The 24,405-nt window shown below is 45.3% G+C and carries 24 protein-coding genes; 11 read left to right on the plus strand and 13 right to left on the minus strand.

What is annotated here, in order from left to right; genetic code table 11:
* Positions 1 to 19: 19 nt before the first annotated feature.
* Entirely contained in the window at positions 20 to 727 is a 708-nt protein-coding gene (locus JO154_RS19150; RefSeq protein WP_291948492.1) for a Crp/Fnr family transcriptional regulator, read from the minus strand.
* Position 728: 1 nt separating this feature from the next.
* Between JO154_RS19150 and JO154_RS19155 the strand changes: the two genes are divergently transcribed.
* The 7 genes from JO154_RS19155 to JO154_RS19185 all read left to right on the plus strand — a co-directional run bounded on the left by JO154_RS19155 (position 729) and on the right by JO154_RS19185 (position 6,428).
* Entirely contained in the window at positions 729 to 1,373 is a 645-nt protein-coding gene (locus JO154_RS19155; protein WP_291948495.1) for a pseudouridine synthase, read from the plus strand.
* A gap of 64 nt (positions 1,374 to 1,437) precedes the next feature.
* Positions 1,438 to 2,313 (plus strand): YicC/YloC family endoribonuclease, encoded by an 876-nt coding sequence (locus tag JO154_RS19160; RefSeq protein WP_291948496.1) that lies wholly within the window; start codon positions 1,438 to 1,440, stop codon positions 2,311 to 2,313.
* A gap of 16 nt (positions 2,314 to 2,329) precedes the next feature.
* On the plus strand, positions 2,330 to 2,821 hold the full coding sequence (locus tag JO154_RS19165; protein WP_291948497.1) for a gliding motility lipoprotein GldH: 492 nt from the start codon (positions 2,330 to 2,332) through the stop codon (positions 2,819 to 2,821).
* Complete coding sequence (locus JO154_RS19170; RefSeq protein WP_291948498.1) at positions 2,818 to 3,837, plus strand: ATP-binding protein; 1,020 nt, start codon at positions 2,818 to 2,820, stop codon at positions 3,835 to 3,837. Before JO154_RS19165 ends, JO154_RS19170 begins: the two co-directional genes overlap by 4 nt.
* Positions 3,838 to 3,900: 63 nt before the next feature.
* Positions 3,901 to 4,611: a response regulator transcription factor gene (locus JO154_RS19175; protein WP_111591075.1), complete on the plus strand. Its 711-nt coding sequence runs from the start codon at positions 3,901 to 3,903 to the stop codon at positions 4,609 to 4,611.
* Between the two features lie 174 nt (positions 4,612 to 4,785).
* Positions 4,786 to 5,580, plus strand: a complete 795-nt coding sequence (locus JO154_RS19180; protein ID WP_291948499.1) for a histidine kinase — start codon at positions 4,786 to 4,788, stop codon at positions 5,578 to 5,580.
* A 101-nt stretch (positions 5,581 to 5,681) separates the two neighbouring features.
* Positions 5,682 to 6,428: a response regulator gene (locus JO154_RS19185; protein WP_291948500.1), complete on the plus strand. Its 747-nt coding sequence runs from the start codon at positions 5,682 to 5,684 to the stop codon at positions 6,426 to 6,428.
* Here the strand turns inward: JO154_RS19185 and JO154_RS19190 are convergent, their stop codons facing one another.
* The 3 genes from JO154_RS19190 to JO154_RS19200 all read right to left on the minus strand — a co-directional run bounded on the left by JO154_RS19190 (position 6,429) and on the right by JO154_RS19200 (position 9,983).
* Positions 6,429 to 7,211, minus strand: coding sequence for a tetratricopeptide repeat protein (locus JO154_RS19190; RefSeq protein ID WP_291948501.1), 783 nt, complete (start codon positions 7,209 to 7,211; stop codon positions 6,429 to 6,431).
* A 15-nt stretch (positions 7,212 to 7,226) separates the two neighbouring features.
* Positions 7,227 to 9,194 carry a BatD family protein gene (locus JO154_RS19195; protein WP_291948503.1) on the minus strand — a complete coding sequence of 656 codons (1,968 nt, stop codon included), beginning with the start codon at positions 9,192 to 9,194 and terminating at the stop codon, positions 7,227 to 7,229.
* A gap of 87 nt (positions 9,195 to 9,281) precedes the next feature.
* Positions 9,282 to 9,983 (minus strand): SDR family oxidoreductase, encoded by a 702-nt coding sequence (locus JO154_RS19200; protein WP_291948504.1) that lies wholly within the window; start codon positions 9,981 to 9,983, stop codon positions 9,282 to 9,284.
* Between the two features lie 62 nt (positions 9,984 to 10,045).
* Here JO154_RS19200 and JO154_RS19205 point away from each other — a divergent pair, with 62 nt between their 5' ends.
* Positions 10,046 to 10,741, plus strand: coding sequence for a YjjG family noncanonical pyrimidine nucleotidase (locus JO154_RS19205; protein WP_291948506.1), 696 nt, complete (start codon positions 10,046 to 10,048; stop codon positions 10,739 to 10,741).
* Between the two features lie 111 nt (positions 10,742 to 10,852).
* Here the strand turns inward: JO154_RS19205 and JO154_RS19210 are convergent, their stop codons facing one another.
* The 5 genes from JO154_RS19210 to JO154_RS19230 all read right to left on the minus strand — a co-directional run bounded on the left by JO154_RS19210 (position 10,853) and on the right by JO154_RS19230 (position 14,087).
* On the minus strand, positions 10,853 to 11,119 hold the full coding sequence (locus JO154_RS19210) for a hypothetical protein (RefSeq protein WP_291948509.1): 267 nt from the start codon (positions 11,117 to 11,119) through the stop codon (positions 10,853 to 10,855).
* A 32-nt stretch (positions 11,120 to 11,151) separates the two neighbouring features.
* Positions 11,152 to 11,802 carry a phosphatidylserine decarboxylase family protein gene (locus JO154_RS19215; RefSeq protein WP_291948512.1) on the minus strand — a complete coding sequence of 217 codons (651 nt, stop codon included), beginning with the start codon at positions 11,800 to 11,802 and terminating at the stop codon, positions 11,152 to 11,154.
* Positions 11,803 to 11,890: 88 nt separating this feature from the next.
* Positions 11,891 to 12,772, minus strand: coding sequence for a phosphatidate cytidylyltransferase (locus tag JO154_RS19220; protein WP_291948513.1), 882 nt, complete (start codon positions 12,770 to 12,772; stop codon positions 11,891 to 11,893).
* A gap of 75 nt (positions 12,773 to 12,847) precedes the next feature.
* A complete protein-coding gene (locus JO154_RS19225) occupies positions 12,848 to 13,120 on the minus strand; it encodes a DUF2007 domain-containing protein (protein ID WP_291948515.1) in 273 nt (90 codons plus the stop codon).
* Positions 13,121 to 13,163: 43 nt separating this feature from the next.
* Positions 13,164 to 14,087 (minus strand): CPBP family intramembrane glutamic endopeptidase, encoded by a 924-nt coding sequence (locus JO154_RS19230; protein ID WP_291948517.1) that lies wholly within the window; start codon positions 14,085 to 14,087, stop codon positions 13,164 to 13,166.
* 148 nt (positions 14,088 to 14,235) lie between these two features.
* Here JO154_RS19230 and dusB point away from each other — a divergent pair, with 148 nt between their 5' ends.
* Together dusB and JO154_RS19240 are read left to right on the plus strand one after the other, a co-directional pair.
* Positions 14,236 to 15,303: a tRNA dihydrouridine synthase DusB gene (gene dusB / locus JO154_RS19235; protein WP_291948519.1), complete on the plus strand. Its 1,068-nt coding sequence runs from the start codon at positions 14,236 to 14,238 to the stop codon at positions 15,301 to 15,303.
* 42 nt (positions 15,304 to 15,345) lie between these two features.
* Positions 15,346 to 15,915: an NUMOD4 domain-containing protein gene (locus tag JO154_RS19240; protein ID WP_291948521.1), complete on the plus strand. Its 570-nt coding sequence runs from the start codon at positions 15,346 to 15,348 to the stop codon at positions 15,913 to 15,915.
* A 92-nt stretch (positions 15,916 to 16,007) separates the two neighbouring features.
* Here the strand turns inward: JO154_RS19240 and JO154_RS19245 are convergent, their stop codons facing one another.
* Complete coding sequence (locus JO154_RS19245) at positions 16,008 to 19,316, minus strand: AAA domain-containing protein (protein WP_291948523.1); 3,309 nt, start codon at positions 19,314 to 19,316, stop codon at positions 16,008 to 16,010.
* Positions 19,317 to 19,403: 87 nt separating this feature from the next.
* On the opposite strand from JO154_RS19245, the gene proC reads away from it, so the two are divergent.
* Positions 19,404 to 20,198 carry a pyrroline-5-carboxylate reductase gene (gene proC / locus JO154_RS19250; protein ID WP_291948525.1) on the plus strand — a complete coding sequence of 265 codons (795 nt, stop codon included), beginning with the start codon at positions 19,404 to 19,406 and terminating at the stop codon, positions 20,196 to 20,198.
* On the opposite strand, the gene JO154_RS19255 is transcribed toward proC, so the two are convergent.
* The 3 genes from JO154_RS19255 to JO154_RS19265 all read right to left on the minus strand — a co-directional run bounded on the left by JO154_RS19255 (position 20,195) and on the right by JO154_RS19265 (position 24,268).
* Complete coding sequence (locus tag JO154_RS19255; RefSeq protein WP_291948527.1) at positions 20,195 to 20,689, minus strand: histidine phosphatase family protein; 495 nt, start codon at positions 20,687 to 20,689, stop codon at positions 20,195 to 20,197. The two genes, proC and JO154_RS19255, sit on opposite strands and share 4 nt — an antisense overlap.
* A gap of 212 nt (positions 20,690 to 20,901) precedes the next feature.
* Entirely contained in the window at positions 20,902 to 22,629 is a 1,728-nt protein-coding gene (locus JO154_RS19260; protein ID WP_291948529.1) for an amidophosphoribosyltransferase, read from the minus strand.
* A gap of 256 nt (positions 22,630 to 22,885) precedes the next feature.
* Positions 22,886 to 24,268: a peptidylprolyl isomerase gene (locus JO154_RS19265; RefSeq protein WP_291948531.1), complete on the minus strand. Its 1,383-nt coding sequence runs from the start codon at positions 24,266 to 24,268 to the stop codon at positions 22,886 to 22,888.
* Positions 24,269 to 24,405 lie beyond the last annotated feature (137 nt).

The raw sequence follows: 24,405 nt of genomic DNA on the forward strand, positions 1-24,405 counted from the left end.
AACTGATTTTTATCAGGAACTAGTCGTGCAGATTTGCTGTTCTGATAATTTCAGGTACGTCGAGGAGGCGAATTTTCTTTCCGTCTAATTCGATCATACCGTCTTTTTTGAATTCAGACAGCAGTCGGATAGCCGACTCGGTGGCGGTGCCCACGAGGTTGGCGATTTCTTCTCTGGAGAGGCGAACGTTGAGGGTGCTACCATCTTCTTCCAGGCCGTAGGTTTCACGGATGAAGAGTAATGTTTCCGCCAGTCGTTCCCTTACAGGTTTTTGGGCGAGATGTGTGATTTTTAGTTCTGCTTTGCGCAATTCGCTGGAGAGAATGCGCATCATTTCGAAAGAAAGGGACGCATCTTTCTGAAGTATGCTCAGGAAGAGGTCTTTCGGGATAAAGCAGATAGAGGAATCCTCCAATGCAGTAGCAGTGGCGGTATAGCGTTCATTACTGAGCAGGGCTTTGTAACCCATAATATCACCTGCTTTGACGAGGCGTACGATTTGCTCGCGGCCATCGTCGCCACTGTGCGACAGCTTAATTTTACCATCGTTGATGCAGAATACTCCGAATGGGTAGGCACCTTCGTGGAAAATCACCTGTCCTTTCTTGTAGGCAGAACACACTTTTGCTGCATCAATCTGTTCAAGATTGTTGTGGTCCGCCTTACAAAAGATAGATGAGAAACGGTCTTTGCAGTTCTGACAAGCAGGATTATTAGGTATACTCATAATGAATTATGCAAAAGTACTAATTTACGGCTCCTTAACCAAAGTAAAAGCAGCAGTGGGGTTCAATTATTATATAATTTATAAGCCATATGAGGTGTTGACAAGATTTACACCTGAAGGTAATAAAGCTTGCCTAGCCGATTTCTTTAAAGTACCTTCAGATGTATACCCAGTAGGACGTCTGGATTATGATAGTGAGGGATTATTGCTGCTGACTAATGATAAAGCATTGAATCACCGCATTTTATCTCCGAAATATCAACATGAAAGAGAATATTGGGTGCAAGTGGATGGTGCTGTAACGGAAGAGGCCGTTAAGCAATTGGAACAGGGAGTGCAGATTAATGTGGATGGAAAAATGTACCAGACAAGGCATTGCCGGGCATACCTTTTTGAGGGAGAGCCGGAACTGCCGCCCCGCAACCCTCCTATCCGATTTCGAAAAAGTATTCCGGCCCCATGGATTCGTATGGTTTTACATGAAGGGAAGAACAGACAGGTACGGAAAATGACGGCAGCCGTAGGTTTTCCTACGTTGAGGCTTGTCCGTTATCGTATGGAAGGACTGACAGTAGCGGGAATGCAACCGGGAGACATGATTTCCCTGAGCCGCACAGAGGTTTACCGGAAGCTGAAGCTGGCCTAAGCGCTATTATGCTTTTGGCTTTCTGGTCTTATTTAACTAGGTTTGTTGCCTACAAATTTCTATTATGCTGAAATCAATGACTGGCTTCGGAAGGGCGGAGAGCACGAGAGGCGAAACAACAATTGTTGTAGAGATTAAATCGCTCAATGGAAAGCAGTTTGAGGTGAATTTGAAATTTTCTCCTTTGCTGAAACCCTATGAATTTGACATCCGCTCCCAAATGCAACAGGCGCTCCAGCGTGGTACGTTGGATGCTACTGTCAACGTTCGTCAGAATGGTGCAACAAGACCTGTTGTCATCAATACAGACCTTGCAAAGTATTATTACCAGTCTATCACCATGCTGGCCAATCAGCTAGAACTCCCACAGGGCGATATGCTGAATATCCTCATGAAACTGCCGGAAGTAGTTACTCCTGCTACCGAACAGATCACAGAAGAGGAATGGCGAGATGTGGAAGAGGTATTACAGGCTGCCCTGCAAGACCTGGACATGCATCGTCAGAATGAAGGCGTAATGCTGGAGTCAGACCTGGTACAGCGAATAGAAAATATCGAAACTTACATGCTCAAAGTAAAAGAGCTGGACCCTCTCCGCAAGGATAAGATCCGTCAGCGCCTGGAAGGCCTCCTGGCAGAACATGTAGGTAAAGAAAACGTAGACAGCAACAGGCTGGAACAGGAACTGATCTTCTATCTGGAAAAACTGGATATCTCTGAAGAACTGACCCGTCTGGAAAATCACTGCCGCTACTTTAAAGAAATCCTGAGAGAAGCAGATCCTGCGAAAGGTAAGAAACTGGGATTTGTATTGCAGGAAGTGGGTAGAGAAATCAATACTACCGGTTCTAAAGCCAACGACGCTGGTATCCAACAGTGGGTAGTACTGATGAAAGATGAGTTGGAGAAAGCAAAAGAACAAGTATTAAACGTTTTATAGCAAGGCGAATACCTTTATGAAGAGATTTCTCCTGGTAACTGCAGGCCTATTTATGCTGGCTGCTGCCTGCAAACCGCCCAAACTGGACGTCTATGAAAAAAACCTGGAAGTCCCTGGGCATGACTGGTCCTATGATTACAAGCCATCTTTTGAAGTAAAACTGGAACCTGAAGATACAGCCTGGCTGTATAACATATATGTGAATGTACGTCACTCGGCCGCCTACCCTTACAGCAACCTTTGGGTGCTGATAGGTACGCAATATCCGGGCGACAGTCTCCCGACCAGTCAACGCGTTGAGCTGCCACTGGCGGAGCCCTCTGGTAAGTGGTTGGGCACTGGTCTCGATGATATTTATGAACATCGCGTGCCTATCCAACAACATGCTATTTTCAGCAAACCAGGGGTCTATAAAATCTCTTTTGAACAAAACATGCGGCAAAATCCGCTCCCCAATGTGATGAATGTCGGTCTGCGGATTGAAAAAGCCGGCAAACGGCCTTCATGAAAAAGTTTATAAGTTACATCAGGCAGGAAGGGAAATCTGTTTCCTTCCTCTATTTCCTGGTATTGGCCTATACTGTGGCTGCACTGATCTGGTGGGGCATATTACTGCTTCGTCAGAGCCACCAGATCACTACCTTCGAACGCCAGAACCTTACCCTACGGATAGATAGTCTGGCCAAACCCGTAGAACATCAACTGGAACTGCAACGCATAGAGAAGGATGAACAAATGCGTACCTTCAAATACCTCGGCGAAGGCCTTACCTTTCTCGGTATTATCTTAGTAGGCGCGCTTTTCGTGTATAGGGCCATCTGGAAATACATGAAGTTGAGCCGGCAACAGCAAAACTTCATGATGGCAGTGACCCATGAACTGAAATCTCCTATTGCTGCGGCCAAGCTAAACTTGGAGACTATCCGAAAACACAAGCTGGACGAAGAAAAGCAACACCGATTGATAGATAACACCATCCGAGAAACGAATCGCCTGGACCAGTTATGTAATAATATCCTGTTGGCTGCCCAATTGGAAACGCATCGATACCAACTTTTTAAGGAGCCACTGAATATTTCGCAGCTCCTAGAGGCAGATATCAAAGAAATTGGCGGACGAATTGGCACTCACGGCATTCAGGCAAGCATTTTGCCAGGGGTATGGATGGAAGGTGATAAACTGATGCTGCATATCGTACTCAGTAACCTGGTGGAAAATGCTGCCAAATATGCACCCCGCAATACCGCTATTTTTATAAAGCTGTTTGAATCTAACAACCAGTTGAAATTGCAGGTTATTGATGAAGGACCTGGTATACCTGATGAAGAAAAAGTAAGAATCTTCCAGAAGTTTTACCGAGTAGGAAATGAAAACACCCGCAAAGCCAAAGGCTCCGGGCTGGGCCTCTTCCTTACTGCAAAAATTGTAGAGCAACACAACGGTTATATTCGGGTAAAGGATAATACACCTACCGGCGCATGCTTTGAAATAACCTGGACAGAATATTCCGTTCAAACTGCGTAAATTTAAACAGGATTAAAGGCAGCCTTTTAATCCATCATTTGACTTACAATCAAATATTAACACATGAAGGAAGCTACAAAAGCATCAATACTACTGGTGGAAGATGAAGAAAATCTCCAGGAGGCGCTGAAGCTGAACCTGGAGCTGGAAGGATATGAAGTAACTGCTGTTGACAATGGTACTGCCGCCCTGAAAGCAGTGAAGAATGAATATTTCGACCTTATCATACTCGATATCATGCTCCCAGAAATGGACGGTATCGCGGTGTGTGAGAATATACGCATACAAAACAATGAAGTGCCTATCCTCTTCCTGAGTGCTAAAAACAGTAGCGCAGATAGAGTGCTGGGGCTAAAGAAAGGTGGGGACGATTATATGACCAAGCCTTTCAACCTCGAAGAACTCTTGCTCCGTGTGGAAAAGCTGATTGTGAAAAACAAGAAGATCCAGGATAAAGACAGCGTTCCTAATGTGTATAAATTCGGTAATAATACCATCGATTTTGCGGCGCAGGAATGCATCGGAAAAGATGGCAAACATTATGAACTGAGTAAGAAAGAAGCCATGTTGCTGAAATTGCTCATCGAAAACAAAGGAGAAGTTGTTACCCGCGAAAAAATTCTACAAGTAGTTTGGGGCTATAACGTATATCCTACCACAAGAACCATCGATAACTTCATCCTGAATTTTAGAAAATATTTTGAGGAAGACAGCCGGAACTCGAAATACTTCCATTCCGTTCGTGGTGTGGGTTATAAGTTCACTGAAGTATAAATTGTTTAACGTGCCTTGCAGCGCGCTCGTTGCAAGGCACGTATATTTCGTCTCCCTAGCCAGATTTCCTTTAAATTTCACCGCTTTCCTGTCAATTTCCGCCTAGTATAAATTGCCCCTTTCACTTCGCCTGCTTTTGCCCGATATTTAAGTATTGTGGCGCCTATTTTCTTAATGAATCTGGATCTTGCAGCAGCATGGCCGTACTGGGTAATCTTCTTGTTCTGCCTTTTGATGTTGCTGTTTTTCTTCTACTTCCGGGAGAAGAAAATTCGTCGCGCATCTGAAAAGGAACTACACCATAAACAGGCCATGTTGAACCTGGAAATACATGCTTTCCAGGCCCAGTTGGACCCGCATTTTATTTTCAACAGCCTCAACGCCATTCACCATTATATCCTTACTACCAGTACAGATATGGCCTCGCTATACCTCACTCGTTTTTCCAGACTGATGCGCCTAATGATGGGTAATTTCAACAAGGAATGGGTCACGTTACAGGAAGATCTCGAAGCCCTGGAACTCTATCTACAACTAGAACAGCTCCGATTCGACAAACAATTCGATTATGAATTATCCCTAGATCCAAATGTAGAGCCCTACCAAACACTTATTCCTCCCCTCATTATTCAACCTTATGTGCAATATGCTATCTGGCGGCGATTACTGCTAAGGCCGGAAAAAAGCGGAGGTAAACTGATCATTAATATTGGTCGGGAAGACGAGAGACTCTTTATCCGGCTGGAAGATAATGGCGCACCGTGTTCACCCTTGTTGGATGATACCGGGGAAAGACTAGCCAATGGAATTGATATCGCCTCTGAACGTCTTTACCTGCTCAGTGAACGCTATCATATGGAGGCCCAGATATCGGCCCAACAAATACTGGACAAGACTTCCCTCCCCTGTGGAAACTGTCTCATCATTAGCATGGTACATACTTCTTCCCGACAAGCGCTCATCAGTTGATTCTTTGGAGGGATGAGAAAAATAACGTAATTTTTCATCCTTAAAAGGCTAAGAACAGCCTTGAGAGCACATAAACCCATATATCAACTATTTCTATATCCATGCGCGCCATCATTGTGGACGACGAGAAGCACAGCAGGGATGTTCTTCGCATACTTTTAGAGAATAACTGTCCGGATATAACGGTCATGGCTACCTGTAATAACGGAGAAGCCGCTCTAGAAGCAATTGCCCTCTATGACCCCCAGTTGTTGTTCCTCGATGTTGAAATGCCGGGCCTGGACGGATTCCAGGTGTTGGAGGCTACAAAAAGAGGCTCCTTTGCTGTTATCTTTACAACAGCATATGATCATTATGCAGTGCAAGCAATCCGTCACAGTGCGCTAGATTATCTCCTCAAACCCATCGATGTACACGAGCTCAAGGAGGCTGTAATCAAGGCCAAACTACGCCAAGGGCAATCCGTTACCAAGAAAGTAGATAACCTGGTAGAAATGCTGCAACAGCATATAAAGCAGGCGGAGAGACTCGCTTTACCCACATCGGAAGGTCTTCGCATGCTCATCGTGAATGATATCCTCTATTGCGAATCCAATGGCGCCAATACCAATATCCACCTGCGCTCACAGGAAAAGCCCTTTCAGGCAGCCCGTACATTAAAAGAAATGGAAGTATTGTTGGAAGATAAAGCCTTCTTCCGCGTGCATAATTGTTTCCTCGTGAACCTCTCCTACATGGATAAGTACATTAAAGGCGATGGTGGCGAAATCATTATGTGCGACGGACAAAGTGTTCCCGTATCCCGCCAGAAAAAGCAGGATTTCCTTTTACGAATCGAAAAAATGTAATTACAGTGATTTTATTCCAGCGCAGATTATCCAGCCGTTCTTACCGTCTGTCAGCTCTACTTTGCAATACTCTTTGGTGGCATCCAGGATTTTTACTTTCATCCCTTCATGCAGCTCAAACAGATCTTTACTAGTATCGTCTGGAGCGGATTTCACCTTGATGGTGTCTGTCAATACAATACCGTTATTATGATTGTTGGCAATCATGTAGGTATCGACAGACATGAGCAAATAGAGCATAAAAAGTACACCCAGCAAGTAATTGGCCCCAGTGAGGTATTTGTTACGATATCCAGGAATGAGGAAATTAACAATGATGCCAGCGATCAGTAGCCACAAGAATAATACAGCACCAATAGCCCAACCGTTGGAAGAATGCATGTGCTGTAATTTCAGCCACCATTGCTGAAAGAACACCAGCGGTAATTCTCCGGTGTAACCTGTCACTTTCTGATTCGCCAACGCCAGATTATGTTTGATAGCCGGATCTGCCGGAGATAGTTGAAGCGCTTTTTCATAACTATATACCGCCATACCTGTTTTGCCCGCTTTGTACCAGGCATTCCCAGCATTTAAAAAGAGTTCGCGCTGGCTGTAGCCGGCATCAATCAGTTGCTGGTAAGAGGCCGCGGCTTCCGTGAATTTACTTTGGCGATAGAGATTATTGGCGTCGTCAAAACGTTGTTGTGGGTTTACTTCCTGTGCAGATACGTGAGCGGCACTCGCTATCAGGAATAGTCCCATAGCCAGGAATAACGATTTGATCATTCTGAATTGCAACATTTGCCTGTTGTTAAATTAGTTTTTCAATGCATCTTCCAGGTTCGAAATGATGCTAACTGCTTTCTCATAAGTGCCCTGCATGCGGCGATTATCCTGGCCTGGCGCGTAGAGTGCTACTTCACAGTTATCAATCAGTTCAAAGAGTTCAGATGTATTGCTGCCGTTAATGCTGCGGGCAGCGAGTTTCTCCTGAATCAGTTGTTTGCTAAGATCGGCAAAAGGAATCTTCAGCTTATGGCTCAGGTAGCCCCAAACAGCACGGGAGGTTTCTTCGTAGAATGCTTTGTCTTTTCCTTCTTTGAGATAACGGGCCGCCAGCTCCAGGCGTTTGAGCGCCACTTTATTGGCATAACGGTGTTTGAGAAGGGCCGCATTGGTGGTGTTGTAATCTTTGCGACGTTTGTAGAAAGCCATTCCTGCAAATGCCAGTACCGGCAGGAGCAGCAGGGCATAGAAAATCGGACTGGTGATAAACCAGGTTTGTTTTTTCACCCATGGCAAAATACCAGATTCAATACCCGTCAATTCATTTCTACCTACACTGAAATCTTGTTTTTCGGATTTCACTTTCTTGCCTTGTGAGATAGCAATCGTGAATGGTGCAGATTTCACTGTCTTATAGGTATTCGCTACTGGATCGAAGTAAGAGAATTCCACCGGTGGAATCACGTGGTCGCCGGCTTCTGTAGGCATCAGTACGAATTCGAAGGTACGACTGCCAGACAGCGGATTGCTGTTTTTCTCAATATTGTCGGTTACTTTAGGATCGTATTTTTCGAAGCCGGTAGGTACCTCCACTTTAGGCGCGTTCAGCAGGTTTACGTTGCCTTGTCCGCTGATGGTTACTTTCAGGGTAAGCGCATCATCGGTGCTGAGTTTGGTTTTATCTACTACCGCATCCATAGTGAACTTACCAACTGCTCCGTTAAAGCTTGCTGGGCGGCCTTCAGCAGGCAATGGCTTCACAGTAATTTTTACCGGATTACATTGCGTTTTGTAAGGCACATCTTCATATTCCACATCCGCGCGATTGAAAATATCGTCGAAGAATGGATCTTTAAAAGCAGGATCATTGAAGAAATCCTCAAAAGGATCTCTGCCCCCTTTGTTGCGTTTATTCTGCACGATTTTAACCAGCCTTACCTGGTTGTCTACTTCCACTGGCTCCAGTTCCAGGGTTCCGGACTGTAGCGGGAACAACAACGTTTTACGGATGGTGAATACCTTAAATGGTACGCCATTGACCGTTTCTTCGGTTGCCTGTGGCGGGTTTGGTAGCTCTATGTCTTTCGCAGAAAATCCTTTGAAAGCTGGAACTTTTGTAACGCTGGAGTTTGTTGGGAGGCGTGTATAGAGTTTATACGTTGCCGTTAGTTGATCGCCTTCATAGAGGTTGGTTTTATCTACCTCTACTTTAACGAATATATTCTTGCGTAATTTCTCGTTAATGTTTTCTCCTTTGCGAAGAATGCCGTCAACAGCCTCATCTCCTCCCCTGGTGCGAGGAGCATAGGGGCCCGTACCTTGCTGTTGCTGTTGTTGCAATTGCTGCATTTGTTGCTGCATCTGCTGCTGGGTCTGACTATTTCCTTTCTTCACCTCCACCAATACAGGATTGGATTTCACGAGGTTGCCATTTACCCTTGCTTGGGCAGCAGGAATCGTAAAACTACCGGCACGTTTAGGCCGCAGCGCAAATAGTACGGCGTAGTATTCGGACCGGCGTCCGTTCATGATAGATTGGCCTCTCTGTTCAAAAGGACCTTGCACGATATCAAAGTCTTTCAAATCAGGGAGTGTAAGACCGGTTATATTCACGCCATTTTCCAGCATGAACTGGATTTGAAATGATTCATCCACAGCAACGGTGTTGCTACTCACAGTTGTAGTAAAACGGAAATCCTGTGCGAATGCGCAGTTCACCACCCCTACTAAAAGCAGTAAGGAGAAAATACACTTTCTTATACTAAATCTAACCATCATAATTACGTCAACAAATTTAACCAAACCCGCCAGGGATGCGGTAGACGCGCCGTTAAAAGTTAGTTAAAAAATTATGAATATATGTTGTTAAATATCTCCTAAAACCGGTCGTAGGAGTATATCTTCGACAACCGTTTGTTTGGCCAGCGAGAAGGCTGTCCATACGATGGAGGCGATATCTTCAGGAGGTATCATTCTGTCTGGAGGTGCATCAAAGCCATCCCAAGAAGCGGTGAGTGTAGCACCAGGGCTAATACTAGTAACTCTCACGCCATAAGGTTTCATTTCTTCCCGCAAATTACGGCTAAAACCCAGCAATGCGTGTTTGGTAATGCTGTAAGAGCCGCCATTAGCGTAGGCTTTATGACTGGCAACGGAGCACAGATTAAAAATATGTCCGTTACGTTTAGTGATCATATCGGGTAATAATGATCTGGTGAGATGGTAAGCACTATAAACATTCACCGCCATCAACTGTTCGAGGAGGCCGTCTGGCTCTTCATTGAGGGAGCCGGGAGTAAAGATGCCCGCATTATTGACCAGTATATCAACCGAAGAAAAAGTGGATTTTATCTTTTCCGCAAAAGCCAATACTTGGCTTTTATCTCCCATATCTACCTGTTCAGCGAGTACCGTAACAGCGGCATTTTGTGCCTGTATACTCGCTTTGGCAGCCTGTAATGCGGCTTCCTGACGAGCGCATATGGCCACATTAAATCCTTCGCGGGCCAGCCTTTCCGCTATAGCCTTTCCAATGCCTTTACTGGCGCCGGTGATTACTGCATTCATGATTAAGTCCTATGTTAAGCTGTTAAAATAGTGAAAATTGTATTTCGTAACTTTGCGCGATCATGAAATATAAACATCTTTTCTTTGACCTGGACCATACACTCTGGGACTTTGAAACAAACGAACAGGAGACACTGCTGGAACTTTATGAGCAGCATGATTTGAAACGTAGAGGGGTGCCAACATTTCAGGAATTTTCCGACTCCTACGTAGGACACAACGAAAGACTGTGGGATAGATTCAGAAAGGGGTTCATTACACGCAACGATCTTCGCTACAAAAGATTTCGTCTCACTTTATTGGACTTCAAAATTGGCGATGAACAGTTGAATCTGGCTTTATCTGACCAATTCCTCGAGATTCTACCAGGGAAGAAGAGATTATTCCCGCATACGATAGAAACGCTGGATTATCTGGCGGCTAAAAACTATCCTATGCATATGATTACCAATGGATTCGAAGCTACACAGCTACTTAAAATGCAGAATTCAGGAATAGATAAATATTTTACACATATTATCACTTCTGAGATGGCGGGTAGTCTGAAGCCTTACCGGGAAATCTTTGATTTTGCTATGGCAAAGGCGGGTACATCCGCGGCAGAGAGTATCATGGTGGGAGACGCGATGGAATTGGATATCAAGGGGGCTCATGCAGTGGGGATGGATCAGATTTATTTTAATCCAGCCAAACCGCCGGTGGACTTTACCCCTACCTACACGATTAATAATCTCGCTGAGATACAAAATATCTTGTAAAAAAAAATCTCATACTTGTAGCCCTGCCCAGCGGCCAGGGGCGACGAAAAATAAGAAAGGGAAATGACGCGACGTCATTTCCCTTTCTTTATTTTTTGAGACAGCTTGTTCTTATGATTTAGCTGTAGCTTTTTTCGCGGTTCTCAGCGTAGCTGTTTTGGAAGGCTGTTTGCAGCAGCTTTTTGCTTTATTTCCTTCATGGCAAGAAGCGGCGTCTTTGCAGTTAGCCATGTCTTTACAATCAGCTTTGTCTTTGCATTCAGCTTTCTGTTCAGTTTTAGCGGCTGGTTTTGCGGCAGCGGCTTTGGTTTTGTCTTGTGCGAAAGCGGTTCCGGCAATGAATAATGCTGCTACAGCGAATGTGAATAATTTCTTCATAGCGAGGTAAATTCTTGAGTTAAGAAAGGGATTTAGATTTTTGCTATTACAGTTTGAGCACCTTTGACTACCTGTTCCAGTTGAACGGTAACCTCGGTTCCTAAAGGTAAGTAAAGATCTACACGGGAGCCAAATTTAATAAAGCCCATTTCCTCATTTTGAGATACTTGCATACCTGGTTTCAGGTAATTCACAATACGACGTGCCAATGCGCCTGCAATCTGGCGAACGAGGATATCTGTTTTGCCGTTTCCGATCACCACACTATGTCTTTCATTCTCAGTAGAAGATTTAGGGTGCCATGCTACCAGGTATTTACCAGCATGATATTGGGAGAGCTTTACTTCCCCGCTGATAGGGTTTCTGTTAACATGCACGTTTGCAGGACTCATAAAGATAGATACCTGTAAACGTTTATCTTTAAAGTATTCAGGCTCATATACTTCTTCAATCACTACCACTTTACCATCGCAAGGGGAAATCACAAGATTTCCACCTTCGGTGTTTTTCCTTGCAGGAACACGGAAGAAAGAAACGATGAACAGGAAAAACACTACTGAGATGGCCAGGAGGCTCCAAGTGAGCGCTGGAGAGTCAAACCAGTAGGAAACTGCCCCGTTTATAACCAGCAGTACCAAGAATACAAGGGAAATGGTCGCAAATCCTTCACGATGGATCTTCATTGTCTTTTTTTATTTGTTTGTCTGTTTATTTGATTAATCGCAATGCAAAGTTAGTTCAATTCAAAAATTTCAGCATACGAAATTATGATTACAGCATAAATGTCTGGACATAAATCCAGGCAAAAGGTGCTGCCAGCAGCATAGAGTCGAATCTGTCCAGGAAGCCGCCATGACCGGGCATAATAGTACCGGAATCTTTAACGCCCGCCATGCGCTTAAGTTTGGACTCGATGAGATCGCCAACGGTGCCGAATATGGCCGCGATACCTGCTAAAGCCAGCCAGTGCTGCAGCGATAAATACCCAGCGCCCCAGAAATGGCCATAAATGCCGGCGGTGGCTACCGCGAGGATCATACCGCCGAGGGTGCCTTCAATTGTTTTTTTAGGGGAGATAGCTGGCGCGAAGGGCGTCCGGCCAATCAGAGAGCCTACGATGTAGGCCATCGTATCATTGATCCAGATGAAAATGATCAACAATAGTGGAATCAGCCATCCAGGGGCAGTGCCCACTTGATCTGGCGTATAATGGATGTTTTCCGCCTTCAGACGGATGTTTACGAGGAGACTGAAAGGAATGGTCACATATAACAGGCCCAATGCGGAATAGCCGATGTTTTTCAACGAGAAGTCCTTACTAAAAAGAATTTCTCCCAGGGGAAGCACCATCAAAAAGATGATCGCTGCCCACCAGCCGATAAATCCGGATGAAATACCGGCAAACATAAATGTGTTCCCGGTAAAGGCCAACATGATAGCACAACTAGCTACAGTGGTGCCAGTACGGTGTACATTGGTTATATTACCATAGTCAGGATCGATCTGACGGATTAGCTTAAAATATTCCTGCAGGGCGAAGAAATTCACCAGGAAAAACAACAGGAAGAATGTAAATGGACTCCACAGGATACCTCCCAGCATAACTGCCACAAATACCAAAGCTGACGCAGTGCGGGTAAAAAATGTCTTCATTTTTAAAAATTGCAGTTAGATAAATTTATGCCGCAAAAGTCTGCAAAAATAGGTGCAAATGCCAATCGGGATGCCTTATTCATGATCTTCTTCGTCATTTTCTTCTTCGTCCAGTTCATATGGATCGCCTAGGGGCTGGTTATTGTGTTGTGTAACCAGGTTTTGGGCGGTATCGGCTTGGGCCTCAGGAACATACAGCTCTACCTGACCAGGTATGGTGAAGGTATAGGAAGATGATTGCCTGTTGAGGATGACTGCATCTATCCCATTCTCCTGTAACATACCCTTAACAATTTCTGTTTCGTAAGGACGATCGCTCGAAAAAACTTTAACCCAGCCTTTTTCCATATAACAAGATTTTAGATCCTTAAGGTACTATTTTTTCTATTGCTTAATCGTCTTCCTCCTCCTCTGAAACCGGCGGATCTACCTGTATTGGCTCTGGAGAGCGTTTTATCAGCGCCCAGAACAATCCAACGGTAACGACTAAACTAAAAGCGGCGTAGTACCAAGGAAGGAAATCATCTTTAGAAGGATCAGTATGCGTCATGCCGTGCTGGAACAGGTAGAAGCTGATTACCAGCATTCCGTTATTGATGGTGTGTGCAAGTATGGTGAGCCAGAGATTACCAGTAATCAGGTAGATAGCTCCCAGGATGAATCCCAGCGCGATTCTTGGTGCAAATCCCATGATTTCAAAATGCACCGCACTGAAGATGATAGCTGTGAAGATGACACTCATCCAGCGCATACGGGTCATATTGATGAGAATGCGTTGCAGTACGCCTCGGAAAAAGACTTCTTCCGTTATAGCAGGAACGATCGCCATTAATAGCAGGTTTGCACAAAGGTCCAACATGGTAGGCATACGGAGTAACGCTTTTGTAAGCATTTCCGCTTTGGCCTGCATTTCACGGGCAGATGCCGGAACGTTCCATGATTGGTTCCATTCTGCGAGGGCTCCTACAAAAGGCAGTGCACACATAAAGAGAACGATCGTCAGGATCACCTGCATCCAAGAGGGCTTAGTAGCAAGGCCCATATATTGGGTGGGATAAGGCTGCCACAGATGGGCGAAAACCGCTGCTGGTACGAGGAATGTAACTACGGAATAAGAGAACTGTATGATGCGTTGTGGCCAGATCAGGGCGGGATTGGTAAGAATCCCTTCCTGGATGCCAATAAACGTATAGCCGGTAAGTTTAGGGATTAAAACGCCCATCAATAAAAGGTATACGGCCAGAAAGCCTACGTAGAAACCAATAATGGTTATGAACTGTAGGATGGGTGGATGCTGCTTCAGGTAGCCCCTCATAACTAAATACTGTATTAAAATGCGTAAATTTACTGCGTGAAATTAAGCATTGCAGCAACAGTAAAACAAACAACTATGCTGCATTTATCAAAAATATATAAGTTAATATAATAATAACTAGTGCCAAAATGGCCGTGGTCCTAAATTTATGGTGAAGATCGGAAATATAGAACTGGGAGAATTTCCCCTTTTGCTGGCGCCCATGGAAGATGTGAGCGATCCGCCATTTCGTGCAGTCTGCAAGGATAGCGGGGCTGACCTGATGTACACGGAGTTTATTTCTTCTGAGGGATTAATTCGTGATGCTATCAAGAGCCGTCAAAAGCTGGATATATTCGACTATGAGCGTCCTATAGGGATTCAGATATTTGGGGGAGACGAGGAACCACTGGCGATGGCAGCTCAAATTGTGGAGGCTACCAATCCCGATTTGCTGGATATCAACTTTGGCTGCCCAGTGAAAAAGGTGGCATGTAAAGGTGCTGGCGCAGGGATTTTGAAAGACATTCCTAAGATGGTTAAACTGACAGCCGCGGTAGTAAAAGCTACCAAACTGCCGGTTACTATTAAAACACGTTTGGGCTGGGATGATAATACGAAGAATATTGAAGAGGTAGCGGAACGCCTGCAAGATGTAGGGATCAAAGCCCTCACCATCCACGGACGTACCCGCACACAGATGTATAAAGGCAGCGCCGACTGGACACTCATCGGGAAAGTGAAGAATAACCCACGAATTAATATTCCTATCTTTGGTAACGGTGACATATGTACGCCGGAGCAAGCTATTGCAGCCCGCGCTAAATACGGTGTTGACGGTATCATGATAGGCCGTGCTGCTATCGGTTATCCTTGGATTTTCCGTGAGATAAAGCATTTTATGCAAACCGGCGAACATTTAGCTCTGCCAACTGTTTTGGAAAGAGTGCAGGTGTGCCGTAAGCATCTACACCAATCTGTAGCCTGGAAAGGTGATATAGTTGGTATCCTCGAAATGCGCCGCCATTACGCTAATTACCTCAAAGGGTTACCGCATGTCAAAGAATTCAGACAACAATTAGTAACTTTAAAGACATTAGCGGAAATAGAAGAAGTACTAGACGCGATCGTGATTCAATATAAAGATCATATTTTCGAAAGGACAGCTCCCCAATTGGCCGAAAACAACTATCTGCCGGCCACAGATGATATGGCCGGATGCAACGTTTACGGATAAACGATAACCCCGGAAATACAATAAATAAAAAATTACTTTCACATGACCACAATTAAAAATCTGAGAAACGAAGTCTGGAAAGACTTACAGATTAAAAACAAATCTGCCCTGCGTAAAAAATACGCTGTTTCAAACATGGGGAGAGTGATCAGCTATCATGAAAGTACGGAAGATGGTAAGCTCCTCACGGGATCTACCGTGGAAGGCTATACGGTTTTAAACGTTAAACCTGCCGACAGCTACCAGTCACTCTACCTGCACAGAGAGGTCGCAAAACTCTTTGTGAAAAGACCTGGCCGGGCACACAGGTATGTGATCCACCTCGATTATGACAAGAAAAATAACAAAGCCAATAACCTGAGATGGGCCACCAAAGAAGAAATGGAACACCATCAACAGAACAGTCCGGCTAAAAAAGCATATAAAGAAAAACAACGTAATAGGCTGAAAGGCCTCAAGCTCAATGTGAGCAAAGTGAAGAATATCAAACGCCTGCTGAATAAACCTGGTAAAAAAACCATGAAACAGATAGCTGAACAGTTTGATATCAGTGAAATGCAGTTATATCGTATTAAAAGCGGCGAAAACTGGTCGCATGTAACACTGGATTAATGCCTGGTTTGCCAGGAATGATCTATATATGATGTTGTCTGACAAAGGCCGTACATTCGTGTATGGCCTTTGTTGCGTTTACTGGCTGTTCCCTATATCTCCCCTCTTACCATCTCGCCCAATATCCTCCGATAATGCGCCGACTCCTGTAATACTGGCTCATAGCCCATTACAATCACCTGTTTTCGTGCCCGCGACAACGTTACCAATAACTTCCGATCTACCTCTATAGCCGCATCTTCCCAACAAAACTGCCCCAAACACTGAAGCGTCTGCACTTGTGCGGCATGATATACGGCCAAAGAGACAATAATGATATCATTCTCGGAGCCCTGGAAGCGCTCTACCGTATCTATATTAATACCCTGTAAATCCTTATCGTCCGCGATCATTTCCCGTATCAGGCTGATCTGTGTACGCCACGGCGTTACTACTCCTACCGTATCTTTTGTGAAGTCCTTGCCATAACGATTTCGTAGGTAACGCAGTAAATCGGCTACCCTGGCGGCTTCTGTAGTATTCATCTTAGACGTGGGCTCATACGGGCTGGGGATAAAGACCTTCCGGCCCAAGGATAGTAATCTGTCCCAACCATCTCTACTATAGCTACTGGCATCGAAATTTTCCTGTTGCTCCCGCCGTCCGGAAGATAACTGTCCGGCGTAGTAAGGATTGACGAGGCTGGCAATGCTGTCGTGCATACGGAAATGGGTATTCAACATGCCCCAGGAGCTATGCCATTTCTGGTTTTTACATTGCTGCATCAACCTTTCGAAGATAGAAGACCGTAAATCAGCAATGCCCAACTGCTGTAATTCTGCACTGCGTGTAGCGCAGAAAAAGCTTTCCTGGGCTACAACTGGCGGCAATTGATTCTGATCGCCAATCAGGATGAACTTCCGGAAAGGCATTAGCAGTCCTAATAATTGTGGTTCTGTGAGTTGGGATGCTTCGTCTGTGATCAATACATCCGGCGGAATGCCCATCATCATCAGTAAATCCAGGCGGGTAGCCATGGTGGCTACGGTGCCCACAAATACCCGATGGCTGGTAATAAACTGCCTGGCCTCCTCTAAGGAGCCGTTTAGGCAGTAATCCCGCAGCGTTACCGCTGAAGGGGTATTTCTGCCACCCATGCGCAGATATGGAATCTTACGGGCATCCAGCTTCAATGAGATTTCTTCTACCGCCTTATTGGTAAAGGCAACAATGATAACATGGTTGCTGCGTTGTACCAGTTCAGCAGTAATGGTAGTGAGCAAGGCAGACGTTTTGCCCGTTCCGGGAGGTCCCTGTAACAAGTAGAAATCCTCTGCTGCTACGGCATCCCGTACGATTTGTTCCTGGTTACTGTTGAACATTGTGGGAACAGGGATCTCCAGTTCTTTAATACGAGGTGTTCTGAGTCCTAACAATAATTCCGCTTTGTTGCGATATTGCGGCGCCAGCATATAGAACAGCGAAGCCGCTGCTATCCAGTAGTTCGATTCAAATATATCGTGCTCGATGATCCATTCTTCGTATTGACGGAAGAAATCCAAGGTCATCTGGCGGTTGTTCAGTGAGAATATGAGATAGTCTTTTCCCAGTTCATCAATGCGGCCTTTCAGCAGTTGTTGCTGGAGAGGCGCCAGTTCTGTGCCTGTACGCGGATAAATAATGGCCGTATCCCCTACCCTGAAATTATGACTCACGGGAAGGACTATATCAAAAATGACGGAACTGCTGGTGGTATCAAACTCCCGGAACTGCAATCCGGGGATAATATTGAACCTGGAGGCCTTTTCGTCTTCCTGTTGCAACCATAAAGCCGCAAATCCATCCGCGTCATCTTCCCGGTGAACCTCAGAGAACATACCGCATTTAGCCTGTAAATACTCTCGTAGCAAGAAGGATAGAAACTCCTTGTAATAGGTTTTGAGCGTATCTGGAGCGGATGTCCAGGCGCGTTCAAAGGCCATGAAAGGCTCCACGCTAAAAGGCGGAAGGCCAATAGCTGCCGTGCTGTTGATGTCCGACAGGATCTCGTATTCTCCGGATGCCAATCGTAATAACATGGCCACTACTTCATTTCGCAGTTGTAGCAAGGCATTTTCGGAAGCATGGGTACTACTGACGTTGCGCAGTGGTTGCGATTCCGCAGCAGAATATAAAATAGCGGAGCTACCCTTCCGGTGACGCCCGAAGGCAGACCGTAGTAAGAGGTTATAGCCCACCACCTGCATTTCATGATTCTTCCAGGTATTGAATTCCGGCGCTTTACCGCTTTTCAACTCGAAGATCTCTTTCCTATTGGGATCTGTTGCATCTTCCGCCATGATATCCAGACGTCCCTGGATGCCATAGCTGGAAGAAAAGAAAGTAGGTTCTATCTGTACCGGTTTATCTTGTAGCTCTTTTACGGTCTGGTGAAGGTTTCCCCAGTGTGATTGCCGGATATCGCGGAACATTTCATTAATCTTATCCCGACCATAGGCGGCAGCCTGTAGAACATTGTCCGCCACTGCCTCTTTGAAAGAGGTTTTAAAGTCTATTTCCCGATTACGAAGCATTTCATCCAGCAGCGCATTCACGAGGTTTCCGCGGAATGCAGCAGGGCTGGAAGGTTGCGGCACCAGTTTCTTTACCAGGTATAGTAATTTGTTGGAGCCTTTATGATTGAAGCATTCGGCTAGGTCGCTGATATCGATGAGTAGATCGGGTTCCAGCACGAACTGACTTTCAGCGGTAGTGGTATAGATGAGTGGTGTCTCCCCATCAGCATCCGTCTCTGTTTCCTGTCGACAATGCATCACATGGATAGAATCATATGGACGTAACTGACCATGTAAAGTCATGACAGTAGCCGATTCTAGACCTTCTAACGACAACTGGAAATCGCCTTGTTCGTCATTTCTCACCATCAGCACGCAGGAGTATTTGCCCTGGCGGCCTGTTGCCAGTGGCCCCACTGCTGTGACCATACATTTCAAGGAGTCTATACTTGCAGGTCGCTGCCGAACATTGCGAGCGAGCGTTTTATCGCCTGTTTCGTAGTAGGTTTCCGAGAGGTGCAGGGGAATGACGTCTTCATAAAACCAGGAAACTGCCTCTGCCAGCGCCTTTATACACAAGCTGTGTTCTTCCGGCTGTAAGGGAAAAAGAGAGCGTGTAGCCCTGGTAGTTAGTATGCGAAGGGTCGTTAGTTGTTGCTGAATATCCGGGGGGATGACTTCTTTATCGAAGTAGAATTGCATGCGCGCGAACAGGTTTCCGAAAGAGCGATGTTCTTCGCGGGTAAGGTCGCGGAAGAGGCTTTCGAGAATCAGTTTATAAGCTCTGATTTTATCCGCTGGCAGCGGGGTATTCGCTGCTTCGGTTATGCGGGCGTAGAACGCCGCTGCTTTTTGGGTTGCGCGCATTCCTGCAAGATAATGCAATGCCGTACTTTTTGCATCAATGGAGCAATTGTTTTACCTTTCGAATGATTTATAATGTAAACTTTTTTTATGTCTGCCAAAAAGATAGCCATTATAGGTGGTGGAAATCTGGGAACGGCCATTGCCCAGGGATTGATGAAGAGTGGATTTTCAAAGGCCGCCGATATCACCATCACCAAACGTAATACAGATACCCTAGCATCCTTGAAGCATGCGGGTGTACAAGTGGAAAAAGATAACGCCAAAGCCATACGTGGCGCGGAAGTAGTCATTGTAGCGCTGAAGCCTTACAATGTGCGCGAAGTATTGCAGGAGTTCAGCGGAGAATTCCGTCCGGATCAAATCCTGATCAGTGTAGTTACCGGCGTTAGTATAGATGACCTGGAGCGTATTGTACCAGGCATGGCAGTGGTGAGAGCAATGCCCAATACGGCCATAGCCATCCAGGAATCCATGACCTGTCTTTGTTTTAAGAATGCCTCCGAAGAGCAAACCCGTTTTGTAACGGAGATGTTCAACCAACTGGGATCTGCAGTTAGCATAGATGAAAAGCTGATGGATGCTGCTACTGTATTGGGCGCCTGTGGCATTGCCTATGCGCTACGCTTCATTCGTGCTAATATCCAGGGAGGTATTGAAATTGGATTTGATGCACGTACTGCCAGTCTGATCGCTGCCCAAACAGTGAAAGGGGCGGCGGAACTACTGATACGTGAGAATCGTCATCCTGAAGAGGAAATAGATAAAGTAACTACCCCTAAAGGCTGTACCATTGCCGGTTTGAACGAAATGGAGCACCAGGGATTCAGTTCTTCCCTTATAAAAGGTATTACCGCTTCTTATAATAAGATTGTGAAGGGTTAATCCTTCCTAGGATAATCAAAAAACAGGAAAGTTTTTTTTGCGCGATCGAAATCGGACCAGGTTTCGATATCTGCCTGTATGGCGAATACGCCAGCAGTGGGAACATTGTCTATCCGGATTTCTTCTGTGAGATAGTTTGCAAAGTCAGTGATACCGGGGTTATGGGCGTAGATCGCCACTGTGTTGAAGTCATCATCGATTTTGGTGATTACTTTGAGGAAAGTGGAAGCATAGCAGAGATATAATTCCTCTTCCATGAGGATAGCCTGTTTTGGGTATTTCCACATGTCTGCCATGAGTTTGGCGGTAGTCCGCGTACGTTTGGCTGGACTTGAAATGATCAGTTCTGGCACTACCCCTTTGTTCATGAGGCGTTCTGCCATTTCCGGCGCATTTTGTTTACCTCTTTTGTTGAGAGGCCGATCAAAATCGTCCGTATTGGGATCATTCCAACTGGATTTTGCATGTCGGATAAGCAGCAATGTTTTCATGGGCTGAAAACGGATTGTTTACGAATCGAAAATAAGGATTTTAAAGAAAGTTAATAGGATCAAGGGAAATAGGAATCGCTCTCTTTTGATTTAAGATAAAATTAACATCAGAACAGAGAAAAGGTTGATAAATAGCGCCTTGCAAGTGCATTAAAGCAGAAAAGCTCCCAATGGGGAGCTTTTCCTGTAATATGATAAAACAGCCGGAGCTATTAGTAACCTCTTTCGTTTTTACCTTCCATGTAGTTCATGAAGGCTTTGTTTACCACGCGGTTGCCGCCTGGAGTAGGATAATTTCCGGTGAAGTACCAGTCGCCCAGGTTATTCGGACAAGCTTCGTGCAGACTTTCGATGGATTGGTAGATCACTTCGATTTCAGCGTTGATGCCTTGTGGAGTAAGGATTTGAGCGATTTTAGCAGAGATTTCCGCTGGGGTGAAAGGTTCATACACTTTTTTCACCACGTTCTGTGCATGGAGCGTATTGGTACGTTCCAATTCTTTACACAGGCCGTATGCTTCTTGGAGGATATGTTCTTTACCTTGTTCTTTCAGCAGGGCGATAGCAGCCTGGAATGCCACGAAATCTCCCATTTTACTCATATCGATACCATAGCAGTCAGGATATCTGATTTGTGGTGCAGAAGAAACGATGATAATGCGTTTTGGTCCGAGGCGGTCCAGCATTTTAACGATACTTTCCTTCAGCGTTGTACCACGAACGATAGAGTCATCGATTACCACCAATGAGTCTATGCCTGGTCTAACAGTACCGTAGGTGATATCGTACACGTGCTGCACCATTTCATTACGGCTAGAATCTTCCGTGATGAAAGTTCTCATTTTCACATCCTTGATCGCGATTTTATCGATACGGATGCGGCGGTTCACCATTTCTGTGAGTTTCTCCGGATCGACTTCATTACCCCAGGAAAGGATTCTTTCCACTTTGATTTTGTTGAGATAGTCTTCCAGACCTTTCAGGAGGCCATAGAAGGCTACTTCAGCCGTGTTAGGGATGAAGGAGAAGATAGTGTTACGGAGATCGTTGTCAATCGCCTTCAGTACGGTTCCGGAGAGGTTGCGACCGAGGGCAGTACGTTCTTTATAGATTTTCTCGTCGTTACCTCTGGAGAAGTAGATTCTTTCGAAGCTGCAGGCTTTACGTTCTTTTGGTTCGAGGATTTGCTCGATTGCGTATTCGCCATTTGCTTTCACGATGAGCGCATTACCTGGCATCAGTTCCAGTACTTCATTTTCGCCAACGTTGAAAGTGGTACGGATAGCTGCTCTTTCAGAAGCTGCTACGATCACATCATCGTTGATATAGTAGTAAGAAGGACGGATACCGTTTGGATCGCGGATCACGAAAGCATCGCCAGTACCGATAAGGCCAGCGGCGTGATAACCGCCATCGAACATAGAGAACGCTTGTTGCAGGATATTTTTGATGTTGAGGCCATTGCGGCGCACCTCATCTTCTTTGCAGATAAAGTGGTGAACAGTTTCCAGCATTGCAGCGAGGTCACTGTTTTTGTATACTTCGCCTGGGTTTACGTCTAGGAATTTGAAGAGTTCATCTGCGTTTACCAGGTTGAAGTTACCTGCCATAGCGAGGTTGCGGGCAGGGATGGTATTATATCTGACAAAGGGGTGGCAGAGTTCCACATTATTTTTTCCTTGGGTTGCGTAGCGGAGGTGTCCCAGCAGCAGTTCTCCAAGGAATTTGGTATGCCCTTTCATCAGTCCCGGATATTTGGTGATCTCGGGTTGATATTTTTCGATTTCCTGAATTTCGTCCCTTATTTTGCTGAAGACGTCGCCAATTGCCTGTGGGGCGGAGCTACGTACACGGTGCATAAAAGGAACGCCTGGTTCAGTATCTAATTTTACCGCAGCTACACCAGCGCCATCCTGGCCCCTGTTGTGCTGCTTTTCCATGAGCAGATAAAGTTTGTTCAGCCCATAAAAAACAGTTCCATATTTCTGTTGGTAATACGAGAACGGTTTTCTCAATCTAATAAATGCCAGTCCGCATTCATGCTTGATCGCATCACTCATGCCTGAAAATTGAAGATGCAAAGTTACGGCAAATAAAATTAACCCGCGTCATGTGAGCGTAACACGGGGATGGATACAAATGAAAAGCGGCACAGATCAACTCTGTGCCGCTTTTCGAATACGTTAAAGTTTGGAACTATTTTTTGGCTAACTGTCCCATCCATTGGCTGATATGGGTACAGGTTTTATATTCCGGATCTACGTTTACGTAGAAAGTAGGTATTTTTTCTGTGAGCCATTTATTGATGGCTTCGGCCTGTTTGATCATCAGGGTGCGCTGTTGGATACGAGCGTAATCGTCTGTCAGGTTTTCCCTGTGAGGTTGTGTACGTGTTTTCAGGTAAACGAGGCGTACAGCGGTATGGCCTTCGGCATCGATAAACTGGGTTGGTTTGGTAATACTGCCTGGTTTCAGGGTATCCAGCATCATTACGATTTCCTTTTCGGCAGGGTCATCCAATTGATCGATAGTGAGCAGGGTACCTTCACCTGTTTTGGATTGCAGCATACCGCCGGTGAATTTCGCGGATGGTTCGTCGCTATAGTCACTTACAGCTTGCGCGAAAGTGGTTTTATTGGCGATAATTTGACTGCGAACAGAGTCCAGTTTTTCTGTGGCTTTGGCCAGGTCAGATTTGGTAACTGCAGCTCTGATGAGGATATGTTGAACGGTAATGTTATCTCCCTGACGTTTGATCATCTGGATGATATGATAACCGTGTGCAGACTTGATTGGGTTGGAGATTTCTCCTTCTTTCAGACGGAAAGCTGCCGCCATAAAGTCTGGGTCCCAGGTATTTTTATCATTACGGTTCATCGGATAGATACCTTTATTATCTTTTACGCCTGGGTCTTCAGAGTAGAGGATGGCCAGGGATCCGAAGTCAGCTTCTTTATTCAGTACGCGTTTTTTGAACTCCAGGAGGCGATCGATGGCGTATTGGTCCATTTCGCGGGTCGCTTTTGGAGTGATAACGATCTGTCCTATTTCCAGTTCGGATTCATAGAATTTGAGACTGTCTTTAGGGATAGCGTCGAAATATCTTTTCACTTCAGAAGGTGTTACTTTCACCTGTTCTATGACTTTATTGCGCATAGCGGTGGCGAGTAAGTTTTCTTTGATGGGCGTACGGAATCTTTCGCGGAGTTGGTATACGGAGTAGCCGGTAACTTCTTTCATTTTCTCCTTGCTACCGTACATCTGTTCGAAATATCGGATACGGTTTTCCATTTGGCCTTCGATATCGGCATCGCTCACTGGGAGGGAGTCGCGTTCGGCCTGGAGTACCATTACTTTTTGGGATATGAGCATTTCCAGCGTTTTGCAGGGGGCATCTGCGGCGAGATGGCCATCTGGGGAATTGCGTTCCTGATCGGCCAGGGCGCCTTCCATATCAGACTTCAGGATAATTTTATCCCCTACAATACCTATAATTTTATCTGCTACAAGTTTATGCTGTGCAGAGGCTGCTTGCCCAAGCGTCAGTGTAATAACAGATAAGGCCAGAAGTTTCTTCATAAAAAAGTCGTAAAGTTCAAAAATAACCAAATAAAAGTCAGACCACTACTAAATTTCGACGGATTTAACAAAAGTTTAGATTAGCCCGGGAAAAAGGATGACAGGATCAAAAAAAATGCAGCGAAGGGATACTCCGC

Source organism: Chitinophaga sp. (assembly GCF_019236475.1).
GTDB lineage: Bacteria > Bacteroidota > Bacteroidia > Chitinophagales > Chitinophagaceae > Chitinophaga.